This window comes from Klenkia sp. AC732, assembly GCF_979256525.1.
The window spans coordinates 116036-134330 of record NZ_CEEDOS010000006.1 but is presented as its reverse complement, the minus strand read 5'-3'; the positions used below and the strand labels follow the sequence as shown (position 1 = coordinate 134330).

21 protein-coding genes are annotated in these 18295 nt (G+C 75.6%); 16 read left to right on the top strand and 5 right to left on the bottom strand.

Features of this window, described 5'->3' with window-relative positions; genetic code table 11:
• The 7 genes from AC0IVP_RS04590 to AC0IVP_RS04560 all read left to right on the top strand — a co-directional run.
• Window positions 1-419: TadE/TadG family type IV pilus assembly protein (locus AC0IVP_RS04590; protein WP_471754887.1), on the top strand; the 419-nt coding region annotated here is incomplete at its 5' end.
• Complete coding sequence (locus AC0IVP_RS04585; RefSeq protein WP_471754885.1) at window positions 407-1312, top strand: pilus assembly protein TadG-related protein; 906 nt, start codon at window positions 407-409, stop codon at window positions 1310-1312. The genes AC0IVP_RS04590 and AC0IVP_RS04585, both read left to right, overlap by 13 nt.
• Before the next feature lie 4 nt (window positions 1313-1316).
• Window positions 1317-2063: a Flp pilus assembly protein CpaB gene (gene cpaB / locus AC0IVP_RS04580; protein ID WP_471754883.1), complete on the top strand. Its 747-nt coding sequence runs from the start codon at window positions 1317-1319 to the stop codon at window positions 2061-2063.
• A complete protein-coding gene (locus tag AC0IVP_RS04575) occupies window positions 2060-3268 on the top strand; it encodes a CpaE/TadZ family protein (RefSeq protein WP_056297816.1) in 1209 nt (402 codons plus the stop codon). The genes cpaB and AC0IVP_RS04575 overlap by 4 nt, the downstream gene beginning before the upstream one ends.
• Window positions 3265-4659: a CpaF family protein gene (locus AC0IVP_RS04570; RefSeq protein WP_471754881.1), complete on the top strand. Its 1395-nt coding sequence runs from the start codon at window positions 3265-3267 to the stop codon at window positions 4657-4659. Before AC0IVP_RS04575 ends, AC0IVP_RS04570 begins: the two co-directional genes overlap by 4 nt.
• Complete coding sequence (locus AC0IVP_RS04565; RefSeq protein ID WP_056297822.1) at window positions 4656-5585, top strand: type II secretion system F family protein; 930 nt, start codon at window positions 4656-4658, stop codon at window positions 5583-5585. Before AC0IVP_RS04570 ends, AC0IVP_RS04565 begins: the two co-directional genes overlap by 4 nt.
• Entirely contained in the window at window positions 5585-6484 is a 900-nt protein-coding gene (locus AC0IVP_RS04560; RefSeq protein WP_471754879.1) for a type II secretion system F family protein, read from the top strand. The genes AC0IVP_RS04565 and AC0IVP_RS04560 overlap by 1 nt, the downstream gene beginning before the upstream one ends.
• Window positions 6485-6518: 34 nt before the next feature.
• Here AC0IVP_RS04560 and AC0IVP_RS04555 read toward each other — a convergent pair whose 3' ends face one another.
• Window positions 6519-6863 (bottom strand): DUF8129 domain-containing protein, encoded by a 345-nt coding sequence (locus AC0IVP_RS04555; RefSeq protein ID WP_471754877.1) that lies wholly within the window; start codon window positions 6861-6863, stop codon window positions 6519-6521.
• Between the two features lie 207 nt (window positions 6864-7070).
• Here AC0IVP_RS04555 and AC0IVP_RS04550 point away from each other — a divergent pair, with 207 nt between their 5' ends.
• From AC0IVP_RS04550 to AC0IVP_RS04535, 4 genes are read left to right on the top strand one after another with little or no spacing between them, the layout of a single operon-like run.
• Window positions 7071-8207, top strand: a complete 1137-nt coding sequence (locus AC0IVP_RS04550) for a baeRF2 domain-containing protein (RefSeq protein WP_471754875.1) — start codon at window positions 7071-7073, stop codon at window positions 8205-8207.
• A gap of 38 nt (window positions 8208-8245) precedes the next feature.
• Window positions 8246-8467: a hypothetical protein gene (locus tag AC0IVP_RS04545; protein ID WP_056297831.1), complete on the top strand. Its 222-nt coding sequence runs from the start codon at window positions 8246-8248 to the stop codon at window positions 8465-8467.
• A gap of 3 nt (window positions 8468-8470) precedes the next feature.
• On the top strand, window positions 8471-8884 hold the full coding sequence (locus AC0IVP_RS04540; RefSeq protein ID WP_056297835.1) for an acyl-CoA thioesterase: 414 nt from the start codon (window positions 8471-8473) through the stop codon (window positions 8882-8884).
• A gap of 10 nt (window positions 8885-8894) precedes the next feature.
• A complete protein-coding gene (locus tag AC0IVP_RS04535) occupies window positions 8895-9323 on the top strand; it encodes a ChaB family protein (RefSeq protein WP_471754873.1) in 429 nt (142 codons plus the stop codon).
• Here AC0IVP_RS04535 and AC0IVP_RS04530 read toward each other — a convergent pair.
• Both AC0IVP_RS04530 and AC0IVP_RS04525 read right to left on the bottom strand, forming a co-directional pair.
• On the bottom strand, window positions 9320-10642 hold the full coding sequence (locus tag AC0IVP_RS04530; protein ID WP_471754872.1) for a M24 family metallopeptidase: 1323 nt from the start codon (window positions 10640-10642) through the stop codon (window positions 9320-9322). The two genes, AC0IVP_RS04535 and AC0IVP_RS04530, sit on opposite strands and share 4 nt — an antisense overlap.
• A gap of 38 nt (window positions 10643-10680) precedes the next feature.
• Window positions 10681-11826, bottom strand: coding sequence for a GGDEF domain-containing protein (locus AC0IVP_RS04525; protein ID WP_056297844.1), 1146 nt, complete (start codon window positions 11824-11826; stop codon window positions 10681-10683).
• Window positions 11827-12020: 194 nt separating this feature from the next.
• Between AC0IVP_RS04525 and AC0IVP_RS04520 the strand changes: the two genes are divergently transcribed.
• Window positions 12021-12212 carry a hypothetical protein gene (locus AC0IVP_RS04520; RefSeq protein ID WP_056297848.1) on the top strand — a complete coding sequence of 64 codons (192 nt, stop codon included), beginning with the start codon at window positions 12021-12023 and terminating at the stop codon, window positions 12210-12212.
• 83 nt (window positions 12213-12295) lie between these two features.
• Window positions 12296-12988: an NADPH-dependent F420 reductase gene (npdG, locus tag AC0IVP_RS04515; protein ID WP_056297851.1), complete on the top strand. Its 693-nt coding sequence runs from the start codon at window positions 12296-12298 to the stop codon at window positions 12986-12988.
• A 69-nt stretch (window positions 12989-13057) separates the two neighbouring features.
• Here the strand turns inward: npdG and AC0IVP_RS04510 are convergent, their stop codons facing one another.
• Window positions 13058-13666, bottom strand: coding sequence for a hypothetical protein (locus AC0IVP_RS04510; RefSeq protein ID WP_056297854.1), 609 nt, complete (start codon window positions 13664-13666; stop codon window positions 13058-13060).
• Window positions 13667-13787: 121 nt separating this feature from the next.
• On the bottom strand, window positions 13788-14642 hold the full coding sequence (gene panB / locus AC0IVP_RS04505) for a 3-methyl-2-oxobutanoate hydroxymethyltransferase (RefSeq protein WP_471754870.1): 855 nt from the start codon (window positions 14640-14642) through the stop codon (window positions 13788-13790).
• A gap of 164 nt (window positions 14643-14806) precedes the next feature.
• On the opposite strand from panB, the gene AC0IVP_RS04500 reads away from it, so the two are divergent.
• From AC0IVP_RS04500 to AC0IVP_RS04490, 3 genes are all read left to right on the top strand, one after another.
• Complete coding sequence (locus AC0IVP_RS04500; RefSeq protein WP_056297860.1) at window positions 14807-16024, top strand: L,D-transpeptidase; 1218 nt, start codon at window positions 14807-14809, stop codon at window positions 16022-16024.
• An 88-nt stretch (window positions 16025-16112) separates the two neighbouring features.
• Complete coding sequence (locus tag AC0IVP_RS04495) at window positions 16113-17453, top strand: glutamine synthetase family protein (protein ID WP_056297864.1); 1341 nt, start codon at window positions 16113-16115, stop codon at window positions 17451-17453.
• A 79-nt stretch (window positions 17454-17532) separates the two neighbouring features.
• Complete coding sequence (locus AC0IVP_RS04490; RefSeq protein ID WP_471754868.1) at window positions 17533-18285, top strand: type 1 glutamine amidotransferase; 753 nt, start codon at window positions 17533-17535, stop codon at window positions 18283-18285.
• Window positions 18286-18295: the final 10 nt, after the last annotated feature.

The window sequence follows — 18295 nt, the reverse complement described above, 5'->3', positions numbered from 1 at the left end:
CACCCACCCCACCCACGACCCGCAGCAGAGGAGACACCGTGCACCGCACCCGCGACGAGCGCGGCGCGACCGCCGTCGAGTTCGCCCTCGTGCTGCCGGTCCTGCTCGTGCTGCTGTTCGGCATCATGGAGGTCGGCCGGCTGTTCCAGGTCCAGGCCACGCTGTCGGCCGCCGCCCGCGAGGGCGTGCGGGTGATGGCCGTCCAGGACGACCCCGACGCCGCCCGGACCGCCGTGCTGACCACTGCCACCTCGCTGTCCCCGGTCCTGCGCGCCGACGAGGTCGTCGTCGACCCCGGCCGCTGCACCGACCCGTCCGCGACCGCCACAGTCCTCGTCCACTACACCGCCCCCTCGCTCACCGGCCTCTACGGCGGCTGGGACCTCACCGGGCAGGCGGCCATGCGATGCGGCGGCTGACCGACGAACGCGGCGCCGTCGCCCTCGTCGTCGCGCTGCTGCTGGTGCCGCTGCTCGGCTTCGCCGCGCTCGCCGTGGACACCGCCGTGGTCTACGTGGCCCGCACCCAGCTGCACAACGCCAGCGACGCCGGGGCCCTCGCCGTGGCCGCCGACTGCGCCCGCGGCACCTGCGGCGACGTCGCGGGCACCGCCACCGCCCTCACCGCCGCCAACCGCACCGGCGACGACACCGCCCGGACCACCGCCACGGTGGACGGCGCCACGGTCACGGTGACCGTGGCGTCCCGGGTGACCCCGGTCTTCGCCGGCGTGCTGGGCATCGGAGCCAGCCGGGTCGAGGCCAGCACCACCGCCCGCTGGGCAGCGCTGTCCGCGGTCACCTCCCCGGTGCCCGTCGCGCTGTCGGTCTGCGAGCGTCCCGGTCCGGCCGGCGTGCCGACCGGCGACCGCCCGCAGGTCGTCCGCCCCAGTGCAGACGCCACCTGCGAGGGCCCCGCCGGCCCGGTCGCGACGGGCCTGGTCCTGCTGGCCGCCGACGGGTGTTCCGTGGACGTCGTCGCGGGGGCGGACCTCGCCGTCACCGACGACGTCCCGCCGGGCTGCGACCTGGACACCCTCCGCCCGCTGCTGGGCACCGTCGTCCCGGTGCCGGTCTTCGACCGGCTCACCGGCACCGCCTCCGGCTCGTCCGCGCGGGTCCTGGGCATCGCCGGCTTCCGCATCACCGGCTGGTCGACCGGGACCACCGTCGTCGGTGCCGGCGCCGCCTGCGGTGACCAGCCCTGCCTCCTCGGCCACCCGACCGGCTACGCCGCGCTCGACGCCGCCCCTTCCGACACGGTCAGCGGTGCACCCGACCTGGGTGCCCGGGCCGTCCTGCTCTCGAGGTGACCTGATGAGACGCCGTCTGCTCGCCCTGCTCGTGGCCGCCGTGCTGGCCACCGCCGGTGCCGGGGTGCTGGTCCAGTGGGTCCAGGGGGCCGACGACCGCGCCCTCGCCGGGGCCCGCACCGTCGAGCGCTACGTCGTGGTGGACCCGGTGCCCGCCGGCACCCCGGCCGCCGACGTGGCCGGCTCCGTGGAGCTCACCGCCGTCCCCGCCCGGCTGGTCGCCGACGGTGCGCTGGACACCCTCGCCCCGCTCACCGGCCTGGTGACCACCGTGGACCTGCAGCCGGGGGAGCAGCTGCTGACCGCGCGCTTCGCCAGCCCGGAGAGCCTGCTGCCGCCCGGCACCGTCCCGGTGCCCGCCGGACTGCAGGAGGTCAGCGTCTCGCTGGAGGCCCAGCGCGCCCTGGGCGGCCGACTGGCCGCCGGGGACACCGTCGGTGTCTTCGTCTCCAGCCAGGTCCTCGGGGCGACCCACCTGACCCTGCACAAGGTGCTCGTCACCGCGGTCGACACCGGCGCGGACGACGGCGCCGGCGCACCCGCCGGTGGCGGTCTCGCCGAGACCGCGGCCACCACGACCACCGACGGCGTCACCGACGGTGCCGTGCTCGTCACCCTGGCGCTGAGCGCCGCCGACGCCGAGGAGCTGGTCTGGGCCATGGAGCACGGCTCCGTCTGGCTGTCCGCCGAGGCCGAGGACGCCGTCGAGGACGGCACCCGCACCGTCACCGTCGAGGAGGTCCTGTCGTGAACCGGGTGCTGCTGATCGCTGCCGACGAGGTCCTGCACACCCGGCTGCAGGGCGTGCCCGGGACCGACCTGCTCGTCGTCCCCGCCACCGCGCTGCGCGCCGAGGACCACCGCGACCGCCTGGTCGCCCGGCTGGTCGGCTGGCTGCGCGGCGCCGAGGCCGCGGACGTGGTCGTGCTCGGGGACGCCGCCGGCCACGACGTCGCCCTGGGCCTGGCCCAGCGGATCGACCAGGAGGTGCCGGGCACCAGCGTCGTGCTCGTGGCCCGGCTGGACCGGGCGTCCTGGCAGAGCGCCCTGCAGGCGGGGGTGCGTGACGTGCTGGACCCGCAGGGCGCTGCCGACGAGCTGGCCGGGGCCCTCGCCCGGGCCGCCTCGCTCACCGCGGCCCGCCGCGACGCCACCGGTCCCGCGGCACGCGTCGAGGGCGCCGACCACCAGGTGGTCGCGGTCGTGTCGCCCAAGGGCGGCGTCGGCAAGACCACCGTGGCGACCAACCTGGCGGTGGGCCTCGCCCAGCGCGCCGGGGAGGGCAGCACGGTGCTGGTCGACTTGGACCTGCAGTTCGGGGACGTGGCCAGCGCCCTGGCGATGGAGCCGGTCCACCGGCTGCCCGAGCTGGTCAGCGGGTCCGCCGCCACCGACCCGATCGCCCTCAAGGCCCTGCTGGAGCGGCACCCCACCGGTCTGCTCGTGGTCTGCGGCGCCGACTCACCGGTCGCCGGTGACGCCGTCACCGCCGAGCAGGTCACCCGGCTGCTGCAGACCCTGCGCCGGCAGTTCCGCCACGTCGTCGTCGACACCGCCCCCGGGCTCACCGACCCGACCCTGGCCGCCGTGGAGGCCAGCACCGACCTGGTCGCCCTGAGCAGCACCGACGTGCCCTCCGTGCGCGGCCTGCGCAGCGAGCTCGCCCTGCTCGAGGAGCTCTCCCTGCTGCCCACCCGGCACCTGGTCCTCAACGCCGTGCAGCGCCGCAGCACCCCGGGCCCCGACGACGTCGCTGCGACCCTGGGGGTCCGCCCGGACGTGCTGCTGCCGCACAGCAAGGCGGTCCGGCTGTCCACCAACGTCGGCGCCCCGCTGCTGCAGAGCGGCACCCGCGACCCGTTCGTGCGCTCCTTCGCACCCCTGCTCGACGTCTTCGCCCCGGCGCCGGCGCGGTCCTGGCTGCGTCGTCGCAGCAGCGCGGGGCAGTCCCGGTGAGCCTCGCCGAACGCGTCGCCACCGCCCGCGGACTGGCGCCCTCGGCCGGACCGGTCCGGGTGGCCACCGCGACGTCCCCCGAGCCGGCGGCCGCCGCCGCACCCAGCGACGCGCTGCTGCAGATGAAGGAGCGGGCCAGCACCGCCCTCTTCGCCCGCCTGGGGACCCGCCTGGGCAACCCGGACCTGGGTGAGGAGCAGCTGCACGCCCTGGTCCGCACCGAGCTGCAGCGCGTGGTGTCCTTCGAGCAGACCCCGCTGACCCCGGAGGAGCGGCAGCTGCTGCTGCGCGAGGTCACCGACGACGTCCTGGGCTACGGCCCGCTGCAGCCCCTGCTGGAGGACCCCTCGGTCACCGAGATCATGGTCAACGGCCCGGACGCGGTGTACGTCGAGCGCGGCGGGCGGCTGGTCCGCACGCACGCCCGCTTCGCCTCCGAGGCGCACCTGCGCCGGGTGATCGAGCGGATCGTCTCCCAGGTCGGCCGTCGCATCGACGAGTCCTCACCGCTGGTGGACGCCCGGTTGGCCGACGGCTCCCGGGTCAACGCCGTCATCCCGCCGCTGTCCTTCGGCGGCTCGTCCCTGACCGTGCGCAAGTTCTCCGCGCAGCCCTTCACCGTCGCGGACCTGGTCGGGTTCGGCACCCTGAGCCCGGAGACGGCGGACCTGCTGCGGGCCTGTGTCCAGGCCCGGCTCAACGTCATCGTGTCCGGCGGCACCGGCAGCGGGAAGACGATGCTGCTCAACGCGCTGTCCTCCTTCATCCCGGCCGACGAGCGCATCGTCACCATCGAGGACGCCGTCGAGCTCCAGCTGCAGCAGGACCACGTCGTCCGGCTGGAGTCCCGCCCGGCCAACATCGAGGGTCGCGGCGGCGTCAGCATCCGCGACCTGGTCCGCAACGCGCTGCGCATGCGCCCGGACCGGATCGTCGTGGGCGAGGTCCGCGGCGGGGAGAGCCTGGACATGCTGCAGGCGATGAACACCGGCCACGACGGCTCGATGTCCACCGTGCACGCCAACTCCCCGCGCGACGCGCTGGCCCGGCTGGAGACGCTGGTCCTCATGTCCGGGCTGGACCTGCCCTCGCGGGCCATCCGCGAGCAGATCGTCTCGGCCGTCGACGTCGTGGTGCAGCTGTCCCGGCTGCGGGACGGCAGCCGCCGCGTCACCCACGTCACCGAGGTCCAGGGCCTGGAGTCCGAGACCCCGGTGCTGCAGGACGTCTACCGCTTCGACGCCGCGGCCGGGGTCGACTCCTCGGGCCGGTTCCTGGGCACCACCGTCCCCACCGGCGTGCGCCCGCGCTTCGCCGACCGGTTCGCCGAGCTGGGCATCACGGTGCCCGCCGGGACCTTCGGTGCCTCCCCCGCGCGGGCGGCCTGGTGAGCGCCGTCGAGCTCGGCGTCGCGTGCTGCGCGGGCGCCGTGCTGGTCGTGGCCCTCGTCGTGCTGGTCCCGCGCCCGGTCCTGGTGCCCCGGTCGCGGCTGGACCCCTCGCTGCCGCCCCAGCCGGCCGGCTCGGTCACCGCCGCCGCGCTGGCCGTCCGGGTGCACCGGGTGCTGGAGGCCCGCGGGCTGGCCCGTCCGCTGTCCGCCGCGCTGGAGCGCGCCGGCCTGCAGGCCCGCCCCGGCGAGGTGGTGCTGCGCTGCGGCACCGCCGCCCTCGCCCTGGGTGTCCTCGGGCTCGCGCTGACCGGCGTCCTCGGTGGGCTGCTGGCCGCCGCCGTCGTCCCGGTGGGGCTGCGCATCGTCCTCGGGGTGCTGACCCGCCGGCGGCAGGCGGCCTTCGCCGAGCAGCTGGACGACGCCCTGCAGTTGATGGCCGGAGGCCTGCGGGCCGGGCACAGCGTGCTGCGGGCGATGGACGCGCTGTCCACCGACACCGAGCCGCCGATGTCGGTCGAGTTCGGCCGCGTCGTCGCCGAGACCCGGGTGGGCCGCGACCTGGGTGCCGCGCTGGAGGAGGTCGTGGACCGCACCGGCAACGAGGACCTGGGCTGGGTCGGGCAGGCCATCGCCGTGCACCGCGAGGTGGGCGGCAACCTGGCCGAGGTGCTGGACCGCGTCGGGGCGACCATCCGGGAGCGCGCGCAGGTCCGTCGCCAGGTGCAGGCGCTCTCGGCCGAGGGCCGGGTGTCGGGGTACGTGCTGATGGCCCTGCCGGTCCTCGCGCTGGGCTTCCTGGCCCTGGTGAGCCCGGAGTACGTCGGGCGGTTGACCTCCGGTGCCGGGCTGGTGCTGTCGGCCACCGGTGCCGTGCTGTGGCTGGTCGGCGGGGTCTGGCTCCGCTCCGTCGTCCGGATCGCGTTCTGATGCCCGCCCTGGTGCTGGCCGCCGTCGCCGCGCTCGTGCTGCCCCCCGCCGTCGCGGCCGCCCTGTGGGTGCTGCGTCCCGGGGTGGTCGCCGGGGTCGTGGCCGACAACCTGTCCCGGGGTCTGCTCCCGGGGACGGTGGCGACCGCGGGCACGGCGGGGACGGCGGAGGCGCGCACGGCCAGCGGGGCCGTGCTGCGCGCGCTGACCCCGGACCGGGTGGCCGGGCACGTGCGGCGTGCCCTGGGCCGGGCCGGCAGCCCCGCCGGCTGGACGATGGCCCGGGTGCTGTGGGCCAAGCTGGCCGGCGCGGCGGTCGGGGCCACCGCGGGTGGTGCCGTCCTCGCCGCCCGGCCCGGGCTGCCCGCCGTCCTGGTGCTGCTGGCCCTCACCGCCGGTCTCTACGTGCTCCCCGACGTGCTGCTGCACGGGCGCGGCGAGGAGCGCCGGGAGCTGCTGGCCCGGGAGCTGCCCGACGTGCTCGACCAGACGACGATCGCGGTCGAGGCCGGCCTGGGCTTCGACGCCGCGCTGACCCGGACCACCGCCGGCGGCAGGGGTGCGCTGGCCGCCGAGTTCGCCACCACCCTGCAGGACGTCGCGGTGGGTCGGCCGCGCCGCGACGCCTACGACGCCCTGGCCCGACGCACCGACGTGCCCGACCTCGCCCGCTTCGTCCGCGCGGTCAACCAGGCCGACGAGTTCGGCATCGCGATGGCCGACGTGCTCCGGGTGCAGGCCGACGAGATGCGCGTCAAGCGGCGCCAGCGCGCCGAGGAGAAGGCGATGAAGATCCCGGTCACGGTGCTCTTCCCGCTGATGCTGTGCATCCTCCCGGCGCTGCTCGTGGTGCTGGTCGGACCGGCGGCGCTGGGTGTGGCCGAGTCCTTCGGGGGCTGAGTCCTGCGGGGGCTGAGTCCTCCGGGGGCTGGGCTCAGCCCGTCGACCGGGGCTGCGCCGGGTTGGTCGGGTCGCCGTGCGACGGCGGGTCCACCACCGGCCCGGCGGTCGCCTCGCCGACCTGCGACCCGCCCGCGGCCGGGGGCGCGTGCTCGGGCTGCGCGGCCAGGGGCGACCCCTCCGACGGCTCCGCGCCCGAGCGCAGCTGCTCCAGCCGGTGCTCCACCGCCTGGACGACGGGCAGCCGGTCGGCGTGCGCCCGCTCGTAGGCCAGCACCTGCCCGAGACCACCGGCGTCCAGGGTCCGGATCCGCGACGTCAGGCTGCCCAGGGGCAGGTGGTCGTAGTCGGGCAGGGGCAGGGTGTCGTGCTCGCTCACGGCGGCGTCCTCTCGGCAGGCCCCCGCGTGGGCCCTCGCGGGGGCTCTCGCAGGCTCCGGCGGTGGTCTCCCGCAGCGCGGGGCTACCCGCCCGGTCCGGGACGACACGTCGGGTGTGCGCGGCGGGAGACCGCGGGTAGGCGCAGGGACACGCACCCCGCGGCCCAGCACCGGCCCGCCCGCGTCCCCCGTGAGGAGCCCCGTCCGATGGACGTGTCCTTCCTGACCCCCGCCCTGCAGCCCCCCGGCCCGTACGCGACGGTCTGCGCCGACGTCAGCCACACCACCGAGGACGCCGACACCGAGCTCGAGCTGCGCGTCCGTGGCCTGACCGAGCAGCTCGCCGGCACCGGCGCGCCGGAGCCCGTCGTGACCGCCGTCCGCGAGCGGCTGTCCAGTGGTCCGCCCGAGGGCGTGTCCGGTGAGCTGCGCGGCCGCGCGCTCGTCGTCGGCCCCACCGGCGAGGTGCTGGTGGACACCCCGCTGGCCCGTGCACCGCTGCGCGAGCTCGTCGAGTGGGCGCCGCTGCCCGACGTCACCAGCGTGCTGCGCCAGCTCCCCGGCCGGGTGCCGCACGTCGTCGTGGTCGCCGACCGGGTCGGCGCCGACGTCACCGTCGAGACCGCCCCCGACGTCGTGCTGGACGAGGAGTCCGTCGACGGCGAGACGTTCCTGATGCGCAAGGTCCCCGGCGGCGGGTGGGCCCACCACCGCTACCAGCACACCGCGGAGAACACCTGGGTGCACAACGCCGACCGGGTGCTGGCCGTGGTGGACCGGCTCGCCGCCCGGGTCGGGGCCCGCTTCGTCCTGGTGGCCGGCGACGTCCGGGCCCGGCAGCTCTTCGGTGACCGGGCCGGGACGGAGCTGGGTGCGCTCACCGTGACGATGGAGGAGGGCGGCCGCGCGGCCGGCGCCGACCGGGACGTCGTCGACCGGCGGGCCGCGGAGCTGGTCGCGGAGCACGAGGCCGCCGACCAGACCCGGGTGCTGGAGCAGGTGCAGGCCGCCGCCGCGCACGGGCTGGCCGTCACCGGGGTGGCGCCGGTCGTGGAGGCGCTGCGCAAGGCCCAGGTCGAGACCCTGGTGCTGCCCGACGAGGGGGTCGACGAGGCCCTGCTGGTCGGACCCGACCCGCTGCAGGTCGGGGTGGACCAGGCCGACATGACCGCACTCGGGCTGGACGGGGGGACCGCCGTCCCGGCCGACCGTGCGCTGGTCCGGGCCGCCGCGGGCAGCGACGCCGCGGTCGTCGTCGTCCCCCGGGCCGCGGTGCCCGGCGACGTCCCGGTGGCGGCGGTCCTGCGCTACACCGACGCCTCGACGCCGGGGCCGACGGACTGAGCGCGCGTGGGCGCGGGCCCGGGACCTAGGTTCGGGGCATGACCACGCAGAAGGACCCCTCGCCCGAGGCCCGCGCCAACGTCACCGAGCACAACGTCGAGACCCGCGCCGAGCTGCTGCCCGAGGAGCAGAGCACCGGCGGCAGCGCGGACCCCGAGGCCCAGGCCGAGGCGATCCTGGCCGAGTCCGAGGAGCGCACCCTGCACCCCGACGCCGACGACGCGCAGGGCGGCCACCGCAGCAGCGACGAGACGGTCTGAGCCGTGCGGCACCAGCACGCCGTCCAGCTGCGGTGGTCGGACCCGGACGTCTACGGGCACGTCAACCACGCCCGGGCGCTGAGCCTGCTCGAGGACGCCCGGCTCACGATGGCCAGCGAGACCGCCGCGGGCGGCGACGGCTCGAGCGCGCCGCCCGTCATCCTGGCGCGACTGGAGGTCGACTACCGGCGGCAGCTGTACTACCGCCCGCACGAGCAGGTCACGATCGAGAGCTGGGTGACCCGGCTGGGCACCAGCTCGGTCACCACCCGTCAGGAGCTGCGCCAGGACGGGCACGTGGCGATCGCCGTCGTGGCCGTCCTGGTGGTGGTCGAGCCGGGCCTGGGTGCCTCACGACCGTTGACCGAGGACGAACGCGCCTTCTGGACGACGTTCCTGGAGGAGCCGGCCGGGTAGGAGCGCGGCCATGCCGAAGACGACGAAGAGCGGGAAGCCGATCGCCGACGAGCTGCCCAGCACCCTGCAGCGCTCGGACGCGAAGGCCCAGGAGACGTACGCGAAGACCCACGACAGCGCGATCGGGACCTACGACGGCGACGAGCAGGCCGCCAACCGGGTCGCGTGGGGCGCGGTCAAGCACACCCACGAGAAGGTGGGCGACCACTGGCAGCCCAAGGAGGACGGCGGGAAGGGCCCCTCGGACCAGCAGTCGGCCGAGGGGGACCGCGACACCGACCTGGACTCCAAGGGCGGTGTGGACGCGAACGCCTCCAAACAGCACCTGTACTCCCTCGCCCAGGACGCCGGCGTCGAGGGCCGCTCGACGATGACCAAGGACGAGCTCGCCGACGCCCTGCAGGAGGCCAACGACAAGGCGACCCGGGACGCGCGCTAGAGGGTCAGCAGCTCGGTCTGCCGGGCGTCGAGGTAGCTGACGCCGTCGGCGGTGAGCGCGATGCCCTGCTCCAGGGCCATCCGCAGCAGCTGGCCGTCCCACTCGGGCACCGGCACCCGGACGCACAGCTCCAGCGCCCAGGTGGTGTCGGTGCGGACCGGCACCGCGCCGGTGCCGGGCACGCCGCCCTGGGCGTCCCACATGCCGATCGCCGGGCCTGCGCCGTGGCCGTAGAAGCCGACCGGGTGGCTGTAGACGTCGCCGTCCACGCCCTCCGCGGCCGCGGCTGCGCGGGCCGCGGCCAGCACCTGGTCCCCGGTGCGGCCGGGCACCATCGCCTCGGTCACCAGGTCCTGCATCCGGTTCCCGACGGCCAGGGCGTGCACGAGGCCGGCCGGGGGAGCGGTCTCCCCGGGGCGCAGCACGTAGGCGTTGCGCTGGGTGTCGGTGGTCAGTCCCAACGTCTTGAGCCCGACGTCGCAGTGCAGCAGGTCCCCGGGTCCCACGACGGCGTCGTGCGGGACGCCGGCCAGCACCGTGCCGCGCTCGTCGAGCAGCGGCACCCCGGCCCGCTGCAGCCCGACCGTCGGCTGGAACCACGGTTCGACGCCCAGGTCGTGGAAGCGCTGGCGGATCCACCACGCCACGTCCAGCGCGGTGGTCTGCCCGACGGTGACCACGGCGGGGGAGAAGGCCTCGGCGATCGTGTCGTGCACCAGCGCGTTCATCGCGTGCAGCGCCTCGACCTCCTCGGGGAGCCGGGTCTCCAGCCAGCGGACGGCGAGCTGCTCGGCGGGCACCATCCGCTCCGCCCAGGGGCCCAGCGCGTCGACCAGCAGCCCGTGCTCGGTGTGCGACAGCCCGTCGGCGTGGGCGAAGGTCGCCGACACGTCGACGCCGATCGCCCGCGGCCGCGCCTGCTCCACCACCCGGCGGACGGCGGCCCACTGGGACTGCTCGGCGGTGGCGCCCGGCTCGTCGTCGTCGGGGTCCCAGGCCTGGACGAACTGGCCGACCGGGTAGCGCGCGACGGCCATCGGTGTGACGCCGTCGTCGCTGCGGTGCAGCAGCAGGATCGTCCGCCGGCGGGCCGACAGCCAGGACGCCGGCAGCAGCGTGGGCAGCACCGGGTCCTCGTTGTACTCCCGGCCCACGACGACCCACAGGTCGATGCCGGCGTCGTCCATCAGGTCGGGCAGCAGGTCCTGCAGCCGCTGGGTCAGCCAGCGGTCGCGGACCTCGGCCTGGTCCCGCAGCGGCAGCGGGACCACCGCCGTGGGATCGATCCCGGCGGAGCGGTGCAGCAGTCCCTGGGCCATGCCCCCACTAGAGCAGAACGGGCGCGGGACCGCCCGCGTCAGGCCATCCCGACGCCGTCGACCGACAGCGGTGAGGTGGGCGTCCGGGGCACGGGCAGCCGGTCGGGGGCCAGGTCGGTGCGGTCCCGGCCGGCCTGCTTGGCCTCGTACATCGCGGCGTCGGCCCGGTCGATCAACCGCCACACGGCGTCCTGCGGGTCGTCGGAGACCAGCGGGTGCACCAGGGCGACACCGACCGAGGCGGTCACCGACGTCCCGTCGACGGCCGCGGCCCGCACCGCGGCGCGCAGCCGCTCCCCGAGCTGACGGGCCTCCCCGGCGTCGGCGGCCAGCCCGAGCACGACCATCTCCTCACCGCCCGTGCGGGCCAGCACGTCCGAGGGGCGGACGACGCCCGCGAGCCCGCGGGCCACCGCCTGCAGGACCGCGTCCCCGGTGGCGTGCCCGTGGTGGTCGTTGAGCTCCTTGAAGTGGTCCAGGTCCAGCACCAGCGCCGCCACCTGCTGCCGGTCGCGCAACGCCTGGCGCCACAGCCGGTCGGCGCTGGACACCAGGGAACGGCGGTTCGCCAGCCCGGTCAACGGGTCGGTGGAGGACAGCCGCTGGGTGTCGCTCAGCAGTCGCTGCACCCGGCGGCGGAGCACGAAGACCCCGAGGGCGGCGACGTCGAGCATCCCGGCGCTGACCACCACCTGGACGGCGAGCGCCGGGGTGTCCGGGAAGCTGGGTGCCAGCGCGATCCAGCACGCCACCGGCACCAGCGCCACGTGCACGGCCAGCATCCAGCGGTCCAGGAACCAGGCTGCGACGAAGGCGGCGAAGAGCATCATCAGCGGGTTCGCGTACCGCAGTGGGTCGGTGATCGACATCGCGATCACCACGTAGACGACGTCGCCGGTCAGCACCAGGCCGAACGTCGTCCACCGCCCGGCCCGGCGGCGGACCGCCAGCAGCACCCCGATCACCGCCAGCAGCGCCATGGTGGCGGCGTAGACCACCCGGGGGGTGCCGTCGCGCAGGACACCGTCGACGAAGAGGTTGATCGTCCCCAACCCCGCCCCGATGACCAGCAGTGCCGCGATCACCAGCGCGGGGGTCCGGGAGTCGGCACCGCGGCCGGGCGCGCCGGCAGGGGACCCGGTCCGTCGGACCGCATCGGTGGAGTCGCTCCAGGAACGGGGCACCGTCGGAGTCTGCCGCACCGGTACCCGGAACCGGGCCGGACGGAGGCGCCCCGGCCTGCCACCGCACCCCGGGGTGTAGCGCGCGCCCTCACGATGCGTCACGCCAGGTGGCTCACTGCCACCGAGGGGCGGGCGGTGACGACGGGTGCCAGGGTGAGCACGTCTGCACGTGAGACCGACTGGGAGGTCCGACGATGGCCGAGGGGCCGTGGTTCTACTGCATCAAGCACCAGACGGTGGAGGGCGCCGAGGGCTGTGCCGAGCGGCACCGGCTCGGCCCGTTCGAGACCCGCGACGAGGCCGCGCACGCCCTGGAGAGGGTCGCCGAGCGCAACGAGCGGGCCGACGCCGAGGACCGCGCCTGGGACCGGGGCGAGCAGGCCTGACCCACCCTGCCCGGGGCGACCGGGCGGGGCATGATCGTCGGCAGGGCCACCCGACCGGGGCGGCCCGGGGGACTGGAGGCGGCGTGGCCGAGCGGCGAGCGGTGGAGGACCTGGTCGTCGGGGTCTTGGGCGGGACCGGGCCCCAGGGGCGCGGTCTGGCGGTGCGCTGGGCGGCGGCCGGCCAGCGGGTCCTGCTGGGCTCCAGAGACGCCGAGCGGGCCGCCGAGGTGGCCGCCACGGTCGCCGGCCGGGCCGGCGCGGCCGGCGGGGGAGAGGTGTCGGTGCAGGGCGGGTCGAACGACGACGTCGCCGGCGCCGCGGACCTGGTCGTCGTCGCGGTGCCCTTCGCCGGTCACGCCGACACCCTGGCCGGGCTGGCCGCCCCGCTCGCCGGCAAGGTCGTCGTCGACTGCGTGGTGCCGATGGGCTGGGACGAGCTCGGCGCCTACGTGCTGGACGTGCCCGAGGGCAGCGTCACCCAGCAGGCGGCGGCGCTGCTGCCCGACAGCTCGGTGGTCGGTGGCTTCCACCACCTGTCCGCGGTGACCCTGGAGGACCTGTCCCGGCCCACCCTGGAGGGCGACGTGATGGTCGTCGGGGACGACCGGGAGGCCACCGACCTGGTGCAGGCCCTGGCCGGTCGGCTCCCCGGCATGCGCGGGGTCTACGCGGGCCGGTTGCGCAACGCCCGCCAGGTGGAGGCGCTGACGATCAACCTGGTCTCGGTGAACCGGCGGTACGAGGTGCACGCCGGCATCCGGGTCACCGACGTCTGAGGGCAGGTCCCCCCGACGACGGGGGCCGGACGGTCGGGGAGACCCACTGCCCGGCCCCGGTCGCCCGGGTCAGACGCAGACCTCGATGCCGAGCAGGCCCACACCCAGCGTGGTCCCGGGAGGGCACCCCCCGTTGGCGTCCGGCGCCGTCGGCGCGGTCGTCGCGGTCGGCGCCGCGGTCCCGACGGGCGCGGTGGTGGCGACGTCGGCCGTGGTCGCGGTCGTGCCGGCGACACCGGGGGTGCCGGCGGTCCCGACGGCGGCCGTCCCGGCGACCGGAGCGGTGCCCGCGGTGCCCGCGACCGGGGCCGGGGTGCCGGCGGTGCCGACCGGCGCCGTCTCCGCCGTCGTCCCCGGGGTACCTGCGACACCGGGGGTGCCCACCGGAGCGGTGCCCGCCACGGTGTCGGCGCTGGCGACCGGGGCCGTCCCGGCCACCGCCGCGGTGGCCGCGGTGTCGGCCGGGTCGGCGGCCTGGGCCACGGCAGCGGTCTCCGCGGTGGGGGCGGCCTCGGCCACGGGGGCCGTCGGTGCGGTCACCGCCGCCCCGTCGGCCTCGGTGCTCAGGGACGGGACCGGGTCGCCGGGGGCGGCGTTGGCCGCCACGCCGCCGACGACGGCGGCGAGGAAGGCGATCCCGGACGCGACGCCGATGACGCTGCTGCGGGTGATGGGCACGGAGGGTCCTCTCGAACGGGGGTGGTCCTCCGGGTCTTCGGCATTACGGACGTTCTGGTTCAGCTGAATGGCCGGGTACCGCCCGCGCGGGTGAGCCCGGCGGGCCGGTTCCCCGGCGTCCTCACTCGAAGCTGTGCTCGGCGGCCGGGAACTCGCCGCTGCGCACCTCGGCGGCGTACTCCTGGGCCGCGCGCAGCAGCTCCCCGCGCAGGTCGGCGTACTTCTTCACGAACCGGGGGACCCGGCCCCCGTTGAGCCCGGCCATGTCCGGCCAGACCAGCACCTGGGCGTCGCAGTCCGGTCCGGCGCCGATCCCGACCGTGGGGACGGCGAGCTCGGCGGTCACCCGGGCGGCCACCGGTGCCGGCACCATCTCCAGCACGACCGCGAAGGCACCGGCGTCGGCCACCGCGCGCGCGTCGGCGAGGACCTGGTCGGCGCCGTCGCCGCGGCCCTGCACCCGGAACCCGCCCAGGGAGTGCTCGGACTGCGGGGTGAACCCGACGTGGCCCATCACCGGGATGCCGTTCTCGCTGAGCAGCCGCACCTGCGGGGCCACCCGGGCGCCGCCCTCGAGTTTCACCGCCTGCGCGCCGCCCTCCTTCATCATCCGGACGGCGGTCTCGAACGCCTGGCGCGGGGACTCCTCGTAGCTGCCGAAGGGCAGGTCGGCCACGATCAGCGCCCGCGACGTGGACCGGGTGACGGCCTTGGTGAACACCAGCAGGTCCTCCACGGTCACCGGGACCGTCGAGGTGTGTCCGAGCACCACGTTGCCGGCGGAGTCACCGACCAGCAGCACCGGGATGCCGGCCTCCTCGAAGACGCGCGCCGCGTAGGTGTCGTAGGCGGTGAGCATCGCCCACCGCTCGCCCGCGGCCTTGGCCTGCTGGAGGTGGTGGATGCGCACCCGGGCGGTGGACGTGCCGCCGTAGAGGACGGACTCGGTGTGGTCGGACGACGACGGTGTGGTCACCCGGCCATCCTGCACCCGCACGTCCCGGGAGACACCTGCCAGTGTCCGCCCGGGAAGTCCGTCGATCCTCCACTCCGGTCGACCGGGACGGGGCGTTCCCGCATGTCAGACTCTGCGTCGACCGGCTCGTCCCGGCGCCCGACCAGAGGCAGAGGTCCACGAACATGCTCGGTGCCCGCACCCTCCGCACCCCCCTCGTCGCGCTCACCGCGGTGGCCGCGGTGCTGCTCGCCGGCTGCTCCGCCGGCGCTCCCGAGGAGGCGACGTCGGCCCCGACCGCCACGTCCGCCGCGCCGAGCACGCAGCCCGTCCCGGCGGCCGTGGTGAGCGTCGACCCGCCGCTGGGTGCCACCGACGTCGACCCGGTCACCCCGCTGTCGGTGCGGGCCGGCCACGGCAAGCTCACCGCGGTGACCGTCACCGCCGCGGACGGCACGCCGCTGGACGGCGCCCTGGACCCGGCCGGGTCCACCTGGACCGCCGCCACCGACCTCGCCTACGGCACCACCTACTCGGTGTCGGTGACCGCAGCGGACGCCGCCGGCACCACCAGCACCACCTCCGGCACCGTCGGCACGGTCACCCCCCGCACGCTGACCATGCCCACCGTCTTCCCCAACGCCGACACCCCGGTCGTCGGCGTGGGCCAGCCCATCTCGATCACCTTCGACGAGGACGTCACCGACCGGGCCGCCGTCGAACGCCGGCTGTCGGTGGTGACCACCCCCGCCGTCGCCGGGTCCTGGTCGTGGCTGTCCGACCGCACCGTGCACTACCGGCCGGCCGACTTCTGGCCCGCGTACACGCACGTCGCCGTGGACGTGGACACCTACGGCGTCGACGTGGGCGAGGGCATCCACGGCCAGGCCAGCAAGCACGTCGAGTTCGACATCGGGCCCAAGAAGGTCGCCGTCGTCGACGCCGAGGAGCTGCAGCTGCGGCTCTACGTCGACGACGCGCTGGTCCGCACCATGCCGACCTCGCTGGGCAAGGACTCCAGCCCCACCCCGTCGGGCACCTACGTGGTCATGCAGCAGTCCCGGCAGTACACGATGGACAGCTCCACCTACGGCGTGCCGACCGACGCCCCCGGCGGCTACCGGACGCCGGTGGACTACGCCTCCCGGCTGTCGAACTCCGGGATCTTCGTGCACGCCGCCCCGTGGTCGGTCGGCGACCAGGGCTCCCGCAACGTGTCCCACGGCTGCCTGAACGTGTCCACGGCGAACGCCGGTTGGTTCTACGACAACTTCGGCCGCGGCGACGTCGTCCAGGTCGCCGGCGCCGGCGGCACGCTGGAGGAGACCGACGGCTTCGGTGACTGGAACGTCGGCTGGGAGGAGTGGGTGGCCGGCTCCGCGCTGGCGCCCACCGTCACCTGAGACCCCGCCGTGTGAGCCGGCACCCGGACGGGGCAGGCTCCCGGGTGTCGTAACGAACCGGACACGCTCGGAGGCGAGGATGGCCGCCATGGACCGTCAGCAGGAGTTCGTCCTGCGCACCCTGGAGGAACGCGACATCCGCTTCGTGCGGTTGTGGTTCACCGACGTCTCGGGCTACCTCAAGGCCGTGGCCGTCGCGCCCGCCGAGATCGAGGCCGCGTTCGCCGAGGGCATCGGCTTCGACGGCTCGGCCATCGAGGGCTTCGCCCGGGTCTACGAGTCCGACATGCTCGCCAAGCCCGACCCCGGCACCTTCCAGGTGATGCCCGGGGTCAAGGGCCAGGCCAGCGAGACCGCGCGGATGTTCTGCGACATCTCGCTGCCCGACGGGTCGCCGTCCTGGGCCGACCCCCGGCACGTCCTGCGCCGCACGCTGGGCAAGGCCGCAGACATGGGGTTCACCTTCTACACCCACCCCGAGATCGAGTTCTTCCTGCTCAAGGACCTCCCCGACGACGGGACGCCGCCGACCCCGGCCGACACCGGCGGGTACTTCGACCTGTCGACGCACAATGTGGCGCACGACTTCCGCCGCGAGGCGGTCTTCGCGCTGGAGGCGATGGGCATCTCGGTGGAGTTCAGCCACCACGAGGTCGCCCCCGGCCAGCAGGAGATCGACCTGCGCTACGCCGACGCCCTGTCGATGGCCGACAACATCATGACGTTGCGGCACGTCGTCCGGGAGGTGGCGCTGGCCCAGGGCGTGCACGCCACCTTCATGCCCAAGCCGTTCACCGACCTGGCCGGCTCGGCCATGCACACGCACCTGTCGCTGTTCGAGGGCGACCGCAACGCCTTCCACGACGCCAACGACCCGATGCGGCTGTCGACCACGGGCAAGCAGTTCATCGCCGGGCTGCTGCGGCACGCCCGCGAGGTCACCGCCGTCACCAACCAGACGGTGAACTCCTACCGGCGGCTGCTGGCCGGCACCGAGGCCCCGACCGCGGCGACCTGGGGCAAGGCCAACCGCTCCGCGCTGGTGCGGCTGCCCTCCTACAAGCCCTCCAAGGCCAACTCGGCCCGGGTCGAGGTCCGCTCCCCGGACAGCGCCTGCAACCCCTACCTCACCTTCGCGGTGCTGCTGGCCGCCGGGCTCAAGGGGATCGAGGAGGGCTACGAGCTCCCGCCCGAGGCCGAGGACGACGTCTGGTCGCTCACCGACACCGAGCGCCGGGCCGCCGGCTACGAGGACCTGCCGGTCAGCCTGGGCGAGGCGCTGACCGCGATGCAGGACAGCGAGCTGGTCGCCGAGACCCTCGGGGAGCACGTGTTCGAGTTCTTCCTGCGCAACAAGTGGGAGGAGTTCAACTCCTACCGGCGCAACGTGACGCCCTTCGAGCTGCGGCGGTACCTGCCGGGCCTGTGACGAAGGGCCCCGGTGCCCCCGGCCCACGCTCCGCGCGGGCCGGGACCCTGCACCGGGGCCGTTCCATATGCTCACCCCCGTGACCCGTCTGCTCGTCGTCGTGCCCTCCGACACCGACCCGCCGGCCCGGCTGGGGCAGTGGCTGGCCGACGCCGGGCTCGAGCTCGACGCCCGGCACTGCGACCGGGGTGACGAGCTGCCCGCCGACCTGACCGGGCACGACGGGCTGCTCGTGCTGGGCGGCCCGCAGTCCTCCCTGGACGACGCCGAGACCAGCCCCGAGCTGGTCGGTGTGCGGCACCTGCTGGCCCAGGCGCTGGCCGCCGACGTACCGACGCTGGCGGTCTGCCTGGGCGCCCAGCTGCTGGCGCAGGTCGGCGGCGGCAGCACCCGGGTGGGGGTGGACGGGCCCGAGGTGGGCGCCACGCTGGTCGCCAAGCGGGACGCCGCCGACGTCGACCCGGTCTTCACCGGCCTGCCCCTGAGCCCCGACGTGCTCGAGTGGCACCACGACGAGATCGACCGGCTGCCCGAGGGCGCCACCCTGCTGGCCAGCAACCCGGCGTACCCGAACCAGGCCTACCGGGTCGGCCGGAACGTCTACGGCCTGCAGTTCCACATCGAGACGACCCCCGAGATCGTCCGCCAGTGGGCCGAGGGCGACCCCACCGGCGTCGCCGCCAGCGGGCGGGACCTGGAGACGGTCTGCCTGGCCGCGGCCGACGTGCACCCCGACCTCGAGGCGGTGTGGGCACCGTTCGCCGGCCGGTTCGCCGCCGTCGTGCACGCCCACGCGCAGGCCCGGGCCGCGCACCACCCCGCGACGGACTGACCCGGTGGCG